Source organism: Mesorhizobium sp. PL10 (genome assembly GCF_053714315.1).
In genome coordinates this window covers 1-11,115 of sequence record NZ_JBSKBR010000060.1, presented here as the reverse complement: position 1 = coordinate 11,115, position 11,115 = coordinate 1, and the positions used below count along the sequence as shown (strand labels likewise).

12 protein-coding genes are annotated in these 11,115 nt (G+C 64.0%); 1 reads left to right on the top strand and 11 read right to left on the bottom strand.

Features of this window, described 5'->3' with window-relative positions; genetic code table 11:
• Positions 1 to 128: 128 nt before the first annotated feature.
• From ACWGTO_RS31900 to ACWGTO_RS31850, 11 genes are all read right to left on the bottom strand, one after another.
• Positions 129 to 1,112: a beta-ketoacyl-ACP synthase III gene (locus ACWGTO_RS31900; protein ID WP_454578723.1), complete on the bottom strand. Its 984-nt coding sequence runs from the start codon at positions 1,110 to 1,112 to the stop codon at positions 129 to 131.
• Entirely contained in the window at positions 1,109 to 2,371 is a 1,263-nt protein-coding gene (locus tag ACWGTO_RS31895) for an adenosylmethionine--8-amino-7-oxononanoate transaminase (protein WP_454578722.1), read from the bottom strand. Before ACWGTO_RS31895 ends, ACWGTO_RS31900 begins: the two co-directional genes overlap by 4 nt.
• Entirely contained in the window at positions 2,368 to 3,006 is a 639-nt protein-coding gene (gene bioD, locus ACWGTO_RS31890) for a dethiobiotin synthase (protein WP_454578721.1), read from the bottom strand. Before bioD ends, ACWGTO_RS31895 begins: the two co-directional genes overlap by 4 nt.
• A complete protein-coding gene (locus tag ACWGTO_RS31885) occupies positions 3,003 to 4,145 on the bottom strand; it encodes an 8-amino-7-oxononanoate synthase (RefSeq protein ID WP_454578720.1) in 1,143 nt (380 codons plus the stop codon). Before ACWGTO_RS31885 ends, bioD begins: the two co-directional genes overlap by 4 nt.
• Positions 4,142 to 5,140: a biotin synthase BioB gene (gene bioB / locus ACWGTO_RS31880; RefSeq protein ID WP_454578719.1), complete on the bottom strand. Its 999-nt coding sequence runs from the start codon at positions 5,138 to 5,140 to the stop codon at positions 4,142 to 4,144. Before bioB ends, ACWGTO_RS31885 begins: the two co-directional genes overlap by 4 nt.
• Before the next feature lie 58 nt (positions 5,141 to 5,198).
• Positions 5,199 to 5,651 carry an aspartate 1-decarboxylase gene (panD, locus tag ACWGTO_RS31875; protein WP_454578718.1) on the bottom strand — a complete coding sequence of 151 codons (453 nt, stop codon included), beginning with the start codon at positions 5,649 to 5,651 and terminating at the stop codon, positions 5,199 to 5,201.
• A 68-nt stretch (positions 5,652 to 5,719) separates the two neighbouring features.
• Positions 5,720 to 6,043: a hypothetical protein gene (locus ACWGTO_RS31870; RefSeq protein ID WP_454578717.1), complete on the bottom strand. Its 324-nt coding sequence runs from the start codon at positions 6,041 to 6,043 to the stop codon at positions 5,720 to 5,722.
• Positions 6,044 to 6,053: 10 nt separating this feature from the next.
• Positions 6,054 to 6,935, bottom strand: a complete 882-nt coding sequence (nadC, locus tag ACWGTO_RS31865; RefSeq protein ID WP_454578716.1) for a carboxylating nicotinate-nucleotide diphosphorylase — start codon at positions 6,933 to 6,935, stop codon at positions 6,054 to 6,056.
• A 1-nt stretch (position 6,936) separates the two neighbouring features.
• Positions 6,937 to 8,478 carry an L-aspartate oxidase gene (locus ACWGTO_RS31860; RefSeq protein ID WP_454578715.1) on the bottom strand — a complete coding sequence of 514 codons (1,542 nt, stop codon included), beginning with the start codon at positions 8,476 to 8,478 and terminating at the stop codon, positions 6,937 to 6,939.
• Positions 8,475 to 9,449, bottom strand: coding sequence for a quinolinate synthase NadA (gene nadA, locus ACWGTO_RS31855; RefSeq protein ID WP_454578714.1), 975 nt, complete (start codon positions 9,447 to 9,449; stop codon positions 8,475 to 8,477). Before nadA ends, ACWGTO_RS31860 begins: the two co-directional genes overlap by 4 nt.
• A gap of 64 nt (positions 9,450 to 9,513) precedes the next feature.
• Positions 9,514 to 10,479, bottom strand: a complete 966-nt coding sequence (locus ACWGTO_RS31850) for an NUDIX hydrolase (RefSeq protein ID WP_454578713.1) — start codon at positions 10,477 to 10,479, stop codon at positions 9,514 to 9,516.
• 402 nt (positions 10,480 to 10,881) lie between these two features.
• Here ACWGTO_RS31850 and ACWGTO_RS31845 point away from each other — a divergent pair.
• The coding region (locus ACWGTO_RS31845) for a hypothetical protein (protein WP_454578712.1) at positions 10,882 to 11,115 on the top strand (234 nt) is incomplete at its 3' end.

Below are 11,115 nucleotides of genomic sequence, written 5' to 3'. Positions count from 1 at the left end.
ATGGAACGAGGACTTTCTCGTCAGCCTCATCTCCTGAAAATTAACTCACCCGATTCCCCTGCAGGCAGGTGAGTTCGCGAAGGTGAGATTGCTGGGCGGGCGAAGCACTGGACTGGCAGGCGGCCTGTTCAGAAACCAACCACCAATGCCCCACCGGCAAGGCCGGCACCGGCCGCCGCCAGCAGTAGTTTCTTGCCCGGCTGAATCGGATTGGCGCTGTGCGCGATTGACAGCGACAGCGGGATGGTTGCGGCTGACGAGTTGCCATAGTCGGCGATGGTCTTGACGATGCGCTCATCCTCAATGCCTAGAACCTGGCCGACCGCGTCGAAAATGCGGGCGTTTGCCTGGTGAGGCACAAAGCGATCGACGTCTGACGCTGCGAGGCTAGCTGCCAGCAGCGCCTGCCTGGAGCAGCGGCTCATCATCTCGACGGCTTTGACGAAGACCTCGCGGCCATTCACGATAGTCATGCACGTTTCGGCGATATCAGTTTCATCAGAAAACGGACGGTTGCTGCCGCCCGCCGGAATATGGATCAGGCCATAAGAAGCGCCATCCGAGGCAAGCGAGGAGCCCAGTATGCCGTGACCAGGGTCCGCGGAAGGATCGAGTACCACTGCCCCTGCGGCATCGGCAAACAGCACGGCGCTTGCCCGCTCGGCCGGATTGATCCGGCGGCTCAATATGTTGGCGGCGATGACGATGGCCGGCTTGTTGTGCAGGCGCACGAAGCCATCGGCGAAGTTCATCGCATAGATGAATCCCGCGCAGGCGCCCGCCAGGTCGACCCCGCCGGCGTTGTTAACGCCGAGCCTGTGCGCCACCAATGGCGCGCTCGGCGGCAGCAGATGATCAGGCGTCGAAGTAGCCAGCAGCAACAGGCCGATGTCCTTGCGATCGATACCGGCTGTCTCGAGCGCCATGTCGCCGGCCTTTGTCGCCAGTCCGGAAAGCGTGTCGCCCGGCTCCGCCCAAAAACGCGAGCGGATGCCGGTGCGCCCCTCGATCCAGCCTGCCTCCAGCCCGAGGCTTGTCTCGATCTCGGCATTGCCGACTTTTCGCGCCGGCACGTGATGGCCAAGGCCTGCTATACGCGCCGTGCGGTTCATCGGCCGGTGCCAGCAAGCTCGGCTGCCTCGTCTATCGCCGCGTAGAGTCGGTCGAGTTCATCCGATGTCACGCAATAGGGCGGCAGCACGTAGATGACATTGCCGAGTGGTCTCACCAGCAATCCGCGCTCGAGGAAGAAGGCGCGCAGCTTTGGGCCGACCTCGGCGAGATAGCCGGCACGGCCGGAACGGAGGTCGAGCGCGGCGATCGTGCCGGTCGTGCGCACGTTCTCGAAACGAGGATCCTGGCTGAACCGGGCGACTTTCTCCGCCTGCATCCGAGATAGCGCCGCCACACGCTCCGCAACGGGCTCGTCATTCCAGATGCCGACATTTGCCAGCGCTGCCGCGCAGGCGATCGGGTTCGCCGTGTAGGAGCTCGAATGGAAGAATGTCCTGGACCGGTCGCTGGAATAATGCGCGCGGAAGATCGCGTCGGTGGCGAGTGTGGCCGCAAGCGGCAGCGAGCCGCCAGTCAGCCCCTTGGAAGTGCACAATATGTCGGGCGCGACCGCCGCCTGTTCGCAGGCGAACAAGGTGCCGGCGCGGCCCCAGCCGGTCATGACTTCATCGGCGATGAAAAGTGTATCGGAGCGCTCGGCTATGCGCTTGAGTTCGGCGAGAACTGGAGCCGGATACATCAGCATGCCGCCGGCGCCAAGCACCAGCGGCTCGACGATCAGCGCGGCTACTTTGCGGTCGCGCGCCAGCCGCTCGAAGGCGTCGAGCGTTTTCTGCTCGTGTCCTGCGGCGGGGAAGGGGATGCTGTCGACCTCGAACAGCATGGGCTCGTATGTGGCATTGAAGACGCCACGCGCGCCGACGCTCATCGTGCCGACCGTGTCGCCGTGATAGCCGTGTTCCATGACGGCGATCCGCGAGCGCGGCGCACCGATGTTGCGGAAATAGCCGAGCGCCATTTTCAGCGCCACCTCGACACTGGTCGAGCCGCTGTCGGAATAAAAGACCCAGTCGAGTCCCGCGGGTGTCATGTCGACCAGAGCCGAGGCCAATTGCTCGGCCGGCTCGTGGCTGAGGCCGGCAAAGATCACTTGGTCGAGTGTCTCGGTGGCGTCCCGAACCGCGGCCATGATCTTCGGGTGACGATGGCCGTGGGTGATGACCCACCAGGACGAGATCGCATCGAGTATGCGCTTGCCGTCGCGCGTCTCGACATAGGCGCCCTCGGTGCGCACGATCGTAGGCGGCACCGGCTCGGTGGCATGCTGGGTGAAGGGATGCCAGACAGCGGAGCTCATGGCCGGATCTCCATAAAGTCGGTGACATTGAATGAGGTCTGCATGGCGGCGGACAGCGTTCCGGGCGTTAGGGATTCGAGGCGCGGCAGGCGCCCAAGCACGCGAACCTTGCCCATCTCGGTGATCGTTTTTTGCGTGTCGACTACCCTGTCGCCGATAAACACCACTCCGAGCAGCGGTATGGAGCGGGCGCGAAGAGCCTCGATGGAAAGCAGCGTGTGATTGATGGTGCCAAGCGTGGTGCGGGCACAGAGCACCACCGGTGCGTTCCATCGCGCGAAGACGTCGATGTAAAGCGCGCGGCTGTTGAGGGGCACCATCAACCCGCCGGCGCCTTCGACGACGAGCGGCCGGTTGGTCCTTGGCAGAACAAGCGCCTCTGCATCGATTTCCACGCCATCCAATTTAGCGGCCAGATGTGGCGACAGCGGCTGCCGGAGGCGCCAGGCTTCCGGCAGCACCCGCACTGCAGGCAGACCGGCGAGCAGGGCGACAATTTCGCTGTCGGTTTCTCCGCAGGTGCCCGACTGCACCGGCTTCCAGTAGATGCCGTCAAGCAGGCCGGTCAGCCCGGCCGCGAACACCGTCTTGCCGATGCCGGTGTCGGTGCCGGTGACAACGATCTGCACTGTCATGGCGTGCGCTCCCATTCGTCAGCTAGCGCATCGAACAGCGCCGAAACGTCGGCCTCACCGACATTCAATGTGAGCGAGATCCGCAGCCTCGCGGTGCCTTCTGGCACAGTCGGCGAGCGGATGCCGCGTACGTCGAAACCACGCGCCTGCAACGTCTGCGCCAACGCCATGGCGCTTGCATTGTCGCCGACGATGATCGGCAGGATCTGCGAACCGGCCGCCGGCAACCCAAGCCCCTCGGTCCTTTTGCCGGCAAGCGCGACGAGGCTCGCCAGCCGCGCACGGCGCTGCGGCTCGTCGGCGACGATATCGAGCGCCGTTGCCGCCGCCACCGCCATCAGCGGGGAGGGCGCGGTGGCGTAGATGAAGGGCCGGCAGCGGTTGATGAGGTAGTCGCAAAGCACTTCTGGTGCGGTGACCAGCGCGCCGGATGCGCCCAGCGCCTTGCCGCAGGTGTGCAGCACCACGACATTGTCGCGGCCTTCGAGATCGTGCGCCATGCCGCGCCCGTTCGGGCCGTAGACGCCGGTGGCGTGCGCCTCGTCGACGAACAGGAATGCATCGTGGCGATCCGCGACCGCGATCAGTTCACCGAGGGGGGCCCGGTCGCCGTCCATGCTGTAGAGGCTTTCCACCACGATCCAGGAACGGCCCGTCCCACCCATCGCTCGCCAGGCAACGATTGCGTCGTCCACCGCGCCCGCATCGTTGTGCGTCGCTTCCACCACTTCGGCGCGGCCGGCTCGCGCGCCCTCATGCGCACTGGCATGGATGAGTTCGTCCAGCACGATGAGATCGCCCTTTTGGGGCAAGGTCGTCAGCAGCGCGAAATTGGCGACATAGCCACCGCCGAAGAACAGCGCGCGCTCGGCGCCGAAGAAGCCGGCCGCCTTGGCTTCGAGCGCCTCGTGCTCAGGGTCGTTGCCGCGCAGCAGCCGCGAGCCGGTCGCCCCGACGGGCGTGCCGGCTGCGAGTGCCGCCGCAAGCGCCTGCGCCATTCGCTTCGAGCGTGCCAGGCCGAGATAGTCGTTGGAGGCGAAGTCGAGCCCTGAGGGGGCGCTCAAGGTGCGCAATCGATCCTTGCGGGCCAGCCCGCTCAAGGTCGCCTTGTAGCGGTCGAGCAAGGCTCGCCCGCTCACTTGGCCTCGGGCTCCATCGGCTTGATGCCGAGCCGGCGGAACAAAGCCCTGTCCTTGTCCTCGCCCGGGTTCTCGGCGGTCAGCAAGGTGTCGCCGACGAAGATCGAGTTGGCGCCGGCAAAGAAGCACAGCGCCTGCATCTCGTCGCTCATTGCCGTGCGGCCGGCTGACAGCCGCACAAACGATTTCGGCATCATGATGCGGGCGAGCGCGATGGTGCGCACGAATTCGATCGGTTCGATGGGTTCGGCCTCGCCGAGCGGCGTGCCCTCGATCGGGATCAGCATGTTGATCGGCACGCTATCGGGCGGCTCCGGCAGGTTGGCGAGCGTGACCAGCATGTCGATGCGGTCGGCCTTCTCCTCGCCCATGCCGACAATGCCGCCGCAGCAGACTTTCATGCCGCTGTCACGGACATTGGCAAGTGTGTCCAGCCGGTCGGCAAAGGTCCGTGTCGAGATGACCTCGCCGTAGTAGCGCTCGGAGGTGTCAATGTTGTGATTGTAGTAGTCGAGGCCGGCCTGCTTGAGCCGCTGCGCCTGATCGAGGTCGAGCATGCCGAGCGTCATGCAGGTTTCCATGCCAAGCGCTTTGACGCCCTCGACCATGGCGACCACGGCTTCCATGTCGCGCTCCTTGGGGCTGCGCCAGGCGGCCCCCATGCAATAGCGCGTGGCGCCCGCGTCGCGCGCCTTCCTGGCTTCGGCCACGACACGTTGCACTTCCATCAGCTTCGAGGCCTTGAGGCCGGACTGGTGATGGGAGGACTGGCTGCAGTAGCCGCAATCCTCGGGGCAGCCGCCGGTCTTGATAGAGAGCAGGCGCGACAGCTGCACGCGATTGGGATCGAAATTCTCGCGATGGATCGACTGAGCCCGGAACAGCAGGTCGTTGAACGGCAGGTCGTAGACAGCCTGCGCCGTTCCCCGGCTCCATCGGGGGGGAGCCGCGCGGGCTGGTACCGAGGCGTCATTCAACTGCAGTTCGACGTTCATGCCATCTCCATCTCAAAGCTTCCGGGACTACCCGCAAGAGAAACAGGCGTGATGCCCGTCATGATCTACCCACCAGGGCCGGTATGGCGAGTGCGTTGCCAGCGTCGTTGAGTATGGAGAAGCTGTAGCCTCCGTCGGCATTCGTCTCGACCGAATAGGTCAGGCGCTCAACGATGCGATTGTCTTTGTCGAAGGTCAGCACGCGCGGTTTCAGCGCAGTCAACTCTACGTCATGGATATAGACCGAGTTGCAGATGATGATCTGGTCCCCCGGCTGGCAGGTGCGGGCGGCGGCGCCGTTGAGGACGCAGCAGCGCGACCCGCGCTCGCCGAGGATTACATAGGTCGAGATCCGTGCGCCCGAATTCTTATTCCAGATCTCGACAAATTCCATCGGCAGAATGCCTGCTTCTTCGCAATGATCTGGGTCGAGCGTGATTGAGCCATGGTAGTCGAGCTTGGCCTCGGTGACGTATATGCCGTGGAGCTTGCCGGCGACGATCCTACGCATGCTTTTTTCTCCAGAACGACTTGCAGTCCTAATCCACCGCGTCTCGCGGTGCTTGGTCGTCTCGGCGCCTATCGCGTGGTTTCTTGGGCTTGAGCAGATGAACGCTCCCTTCTGATCGCGTCACAGGATTCCGTGAAGGTGACATCCAGGAGATAGCCGATAAGCTCCAGCCCATGAGAGGCCGCCAACTGGCGCATCTCGTCGAGCCGGCAGATGATGAGGCCAAGGGCTTCGACGCGGTCTTTTGTTCGTTGCTGGTCCGTCGCTCCTGCCTCGGCCGTTGAAGCGTGTCCCCTGGCATCGAGCAGGCTTGCCTCGGCAGCCGGTGGAACTAGGGACGTGCTGACGCGGGTCGGTCTGCGACCAAAGGGGTTCCTGCAATCCCGGTTCATGTCCTCTCCCTCAGTTCAGGTGCCTGTTGCAGTTCCGGTCGGACGGTATGTCAAGGCCGATGTCGAGGATCGGAGCGCTGTGGGTGAGCCAGCCGACCGAGATGAGGTCGACGCCGGTTGCGGCAATGGCCGCAGCGCTCGCCCGCGTTATCCGGCCGGAGGCTTCAGTCACCGCGCGGCCCCCGACCATCGCCACAGCTTGGGAAAGGTCCTCAACCGACATGTTGTCCAGCAGCACGGCGTCAACGCCGACTTGTAGTGCCATCTCCAACTGGTCCAGCGTGTCGACCTCGACCTCGATCTTGACCGTGTGGCCAACGGCGCCGCGCGCCCGCTCGATCGCGGTGCGGATGTCGCCGGCAAGCGCGATGTGGTTGTCCTTGATGAGCACGGCGTCGTCGAGCCCGAAGCGGTGATTGGCGCCGCCGCCAGCGCGCACGGCGTATTTCTCCAGCGCACGCAGGCCCGGTGTCGTCTTTCGCGTGCAGACGATCTTTGCGTTATGGCCGCGCACCGCGTTTACGAGTGCGGCTGTGGCCGTGGCGATGCCGCTCAGCTTGCACAAGAAATTGAGCGCCGTCCGCTCCGCCGTCAGCAGGCTGCGCGCCGGCCCGTTAACGATGGCGATGGTTTCGCCGGCCGAGATCTTGCCGCCCTCCGGACACCGCAATTGCATGCTGATCCCGGGATCGACGAGGAGGAAGGCAAACATCACAAGATCGAGCCCGGCTACAATGCCGGCCTGCCGGGCATTCAACGCGAGCGTCGCCTTGCAGTCGGCAGGGATGACGGCATCGCTCGTGATGTCGCCGGCTCTGCCCAGATCCTCCAGAAGGGCGTTGCGAACGATAGGCTCCATGATGATCTGGGGAAGCGGTGCAAGGGATGTCATATCAACAGCTCCGTTCGGATGCTTGCCAGTTGAGGGCGACGGCATTCTCAAAGGCGGGGCAGAGCGTCAGTCGCGAGGGGAGGGCGGCAGCATCGCGCCCGGGGAAATCGGATCGGCAGTGGGAGCCGCGGCTTTCCTCGCGCCGAAGCGCCGCGATGGCGATTAACAGCGCCACCATTGCCGGGTCGGCCGCCGCCGTCTCGCCAACGGCAATCGGCAGAAGGGTAGAGATCGCCTCGCGCAGCACCTTGCCATTGCGAAAGATGCCGAGCGCATCGGAGACGACTTGGCGTATCGATGAAGGGTCGGGTCGCAGTGGAAGGATTGCGGGGAGCCTGGGCCATTGCCAGCCCGCGCAAGTGCCCGCCACGCTCTCGGCCACCCAAACCGCTGTTGCGACCGCTTCGGCCAGCGAGTTGCTGGCGAGCCGGTTGGCGCCATGCAGTCCGGTGCATGCAACCTCGCCGCAGGCCCACAGGCCGGAGACGGAGCTGCGGCCTTCAGCATCCACGGCCACGCCGCCCATGTGATAGTGGGCCGCGGGACGCACCGGGATCGGTTCCACGGCAGGATCGATGCCGGCCTGCTTGCAAGCCGCATCGATCGCCGGAAAGCGTTTTGCGAATTTTTGCCCGAGGCATTGCCGGGCGTCGAGATAGACACGATGCCCAGCTGCGAGCTGATTGGAGATCGCCCGCGCCACAACATCGCGCGAGGCGAGCTCGGCCCCGGGCGTGTCGGCAAGGAAGCGGTGGCCGTGCTCGTCGATCAGCACCGCGCCTTCGCCACGCACCGCCTCGCTGACCAGGGGCATTGGCCGGCGCGCAGTAGCGAGCGCAGTCGGGTGGAATTGCACGAATTCGAGATCGGCGAGCTCCGCGCCGGCGCAGGCGGCAAGTGCCAGGCCGTGCCCGAAAGACGAAAGCGGGTTCGTGGTGTCGCTGAAGAGGCCGCCGATACCGCCGGTCGCAAGCACCACACGGCGCGTCGGCAACGCGAACACGCCTGTGTGCAGCACAGTCAGCACACCCACAATGCTGCCCTCCGCAACCACCAGGCGATGGGCCATCATGCCTTCCATGATGGTGATCGAACGTGTCCGCCGCGCCACGGCGAGCAGCGCGCGGAACAGCTCGCGGCCGGTCGAATCCCCGGCGGCGTGCACGATCCTGCGTCGCGAATGCGCCGCCTCCAGGCCAAGCCGCAGTTTTCCGTCTAACGCGCGGTCGAAGGGAGCGCCCAGACGAATGAGTTGGTCTATGGCTCCAGGTATGGCCTCAACGACGCGCCTGGCCATCGCTTCATCGCAAAGCCCATCGCCGGCGGCAAGCGTATCGGCAAGGTGTAGTTCGGGGCTGTCATCCTCACCCAGGCTGGCTGCGAGCCCGCCCTGGGCGAGCGTGCTTGAGGCATCCGTTCCAAGCGGCGTCCTGGAAAGAAGAATGACCGGCTGCGGCGCCAGGTGCAGCGCCGTCATCAGGCCGGCAATACCCGCGCCGATAATGACCGGCGCCCCGCGAATGTCATGGATGTCCGCCGTCATACGCAGAGCATGCGCTCGACGGCCCAACGAGCCCGCTCGGCGACACGCGGATCGATGGTGACGATGTGACGGTTCTGTTCGAGCGCGGTCCGGATATTGGCGAGCGTGATGCGCTTCATATGTGGGCAAAGGTTGCAGGGACGTACGAAGTCGACGTCCGGATGCTCGACAGCGACGTTGTCGCTCATCGAGCATTCCGTCATCAACACGACACGTGCCGGCTTGTGCTGCCCGACATAGTCGGACATAGCCGCCGTCGACCCGGCGAAATCGGCTTCGGCCACCACCTCCGGCGGACATTCGGGATGGGCAAGCACGGTGACGCCCGGATGCGCCTCCCGAAGTTCGCGAATGTCGGCTGCCGTGAAGCGTTCATGCACCTCGCAGCGTCCCTTCCAGGCGATGATTTCGACCTTTGTTTGCGCTGCTATGTTCCTTGCCAGATATTCGTCGGGCAGCATGATCACGCGCGGCACCCCAAGCGATTTCACTACTGCCAGCGCATTCCCGGAGGTGCAGCAGATGTCGGATTCGGCCTTTACGGCCGCGGATGTGTTGACGTAGGTGATGACCGGCACCCCGGGATAGCACTGCCGCATCAGGCGCACGTCCTCGGCCGTGATCGAGTCGGCCAGCGAACACCCGGCGGCAAGATCCGGTATGAGCACGGTTTTGTCGGGATTGAGCAGTTTTGCCGTCTCGGCCATGAAATGCACGCCGGCGAGTACGATCACATCAGCGTCGACCGTCATTGCCTTACGGGCCAATGCCAGGCTGTCGCCGACGATGTCGGCCACGCAATGAAAGATCTCGGGCGTCTGATAGTTGTGCGCCAAAATGACGGCGTTGCGCTCGCGCTTTAGCGCAAGGATGGCGTCGATGTCATCGGCAAAGACCGGCCATTCGACAGGCGGGATCACCCGCCGGACGCGCTCATAGAGGGACGCGGCCGTAGGTAACGCGCCAGTCATCCGCTCCTCCGCTTATATTCCGAGTGACAATAAGCGGTTTATATCTACGTTGACTATAACGCTGTCAAGCCCGTGAAAGCGGCAATTTTGTCCCCAAAACGACAGCACTGTTGTCGAGGACGTCGCGGCGGAAGCGATAGAGCTTTGCGGGCCGACCGCCCGTATCGAGGGACGTCTCGCCGGTTTCCTCGACGAGCTCCTGCTGTTCAACCAGCCTGCGGAAGTTCGGCTTGTTGATGAGCCTGCCAGCCAGCGCCTCGACGGTTCGCTGCAGTTGAAGCAGCGTGAAGGTCGGTCGCATGAGCTCGAAGACGACCGGCCGGTATTTGATCTTGGAGCGCAGCCGCGCGATGCCCGTCGCCAGGATGCGGCGATGGTCGGCGACCATCGCCTTGCCTGACACTGCGGCCGGCAGAGTTGCCTTCGGCCCGCCATCGGCCTCTTCGACCAGCGCGGCTTCATAGAGCAGCTCGTAGCGCTGGAGCGTGAGGTCCTCGTTCCAGGTACGATCGTCGAAGGCGAAGGCGATCGCGGCGCGCTGGCGGCGTTCGCGCCGCGCGGCTGCATCGCTGGCGCCCTTCGCCCAAGCCATCAGGCGCGGCCGCAAGACACTCAGCGCCTCCGGCGGGCCGGATCGATGGTCTTCCCAGGGAAAATACTCATACCAACTTTTCCAGCGGGACTTGCGCGATACCGCCATAGCTTCCTGACGGCTCAGCGCGAGATAGCTGATGGAGATGTTGCGCTGCTCGCGCCCAGTGCTGATTCGGTCGCGGTCGGCGAAGGTATAGAGCTGCTCGATGTAACCGAGCGGATGGCTGGTCTGTTGTTCGACCCAATCCCGCAGGCCCGACTGCAGCGAACGGTGAGTGAGCTCGAACGGACCGGAGGGCAGCGCATCCTGCTGCCCGACGGTGAGCACGCAAGGCTCGCGGTCGGTCACGGCAGCAACCACCGCGATCAAGTCCACATTGATGTCGCGGCCCTTCCGGGCGGCGCTCTTTTTGGTCAGTCTTGCCTGGTCGTGCATGTTCCAGAACGTCAGATGCGGTATGCGAGGAGCTAAACCGATTTAATAAACGTGGACTATGCGGCGCCGAGCGTCAACCGCGTACCCGTGCGGTCTTCGCACTTACACAAAACTATGCCAAACGCGACACCCGCGGTAGGCGACGCAAGGGAAGGGTGAGGGTGCAATGACAGGAACCAAGCTGTTCGACCGCCAGATATCCGCGCCCGAAAGGGTGCTATCCCGAACCTGCTTAGAAAATGGAGGCCTATGGACGCGCGTTTTTCCTGACTGGTCAGCTTCTCGACAGCTAATTGCGATAGCGTGTCGTTGGCGTCTGACTCAACCATTCGCCGCTGAGGCTTTGATCTGAGCCTGTCTGCGCAGACTTGCGAGCAATCAATATTTTCGATGGAGAGCGGTATGGATGGTTCTCAGTTCAATCCTCGGCAATTGAACCCGTCTGCGCCAGGCTTCGCACGGCAGAATACCGGCATGCACGTAGGGCAACAGGGGGACGGCGCGAATCTGCAAGCGAACTTTGAGCAGCAGCTGAACCAATTGCAGCCTGGTTCGTCCGGGGAGAGCGCTGGAGGGCGCCGAAGCGCGCATCTCGGCATTTCACGGCCGGTGCCGTCGTTGCCCGATCTGCGTGAC

Bases quoted from the DNA above. Each gene is read 5' to 3' on its own strand.
- ACWGTO_RS31900 (WP_454578723.1), bottom strand. From the start codon at position 1,112: ATGAACCGCACGGCGCGTATAGCAGGCCTTGGCCATCACGTGCCGGCG.
- nadC (WP_454578716.1), bottom strand. From the start codon at position 6,935: ATGACATCCCTTGCACCGCTTCCCCAGATCATCATGGAGCCTATCGTT.
- panD (WP_454578718.1), bottom strand. From the start codon at position 5,651: ATGCGTAGGATCGTCGCCGGCAAGCTCCACGGCATATACGTCACCGAG.
- ACWGTO_RS31860 (WP_454578715.1), bottom strand. From the start codon at position 8,478: ATGACGGCGGACATCCATGACATTCGCGGGGCGCCGGTCATTATCGGC.
- nadA (WP_454578714.1), bottom strand. From the start codon at position 9,449: ATGACTGGCGCGTTACCTACGGCCGCGTCCCTCTATGAGCGCGTCCGG.
- ACWGTO_RS31870 (WP_454578717.1), bottom strand. From the start codon at position 6,043: ATGAACCGGGATTGCAGGAACCCCTTTGGTCGCAGACCGACCCGCGTC.
- ACWGTO_RS31850 (WP_454578713.1), bottom strand. From the start codon at position 10,479: ATGCACGACCAGGCAAGACTGACCAAAAAGAGCGCCGCCCGGAAGGGC.
- bioD (WP_454578721.1), bottom strand. From the start codon at position 3,006: ATGACAGTGCAGATCGTTGTCACCGGCACCGACACCGGCATCGGCAAG.
- bioB (WP_454578719.1), bottom strand. From the start codon at position 5,140: ATGAACGTCGAACTGCAGTTGAATGACGCCTCGGTACCAGCCCGCGCG.
- ACWGTO_RS31895 (WP_454578722.1), bottom strand. From the start codon at position 2,371: ATGAGCTCCGCTGTCTGGCATCCCTTCACCCAGCATGCCACCGAGCCG.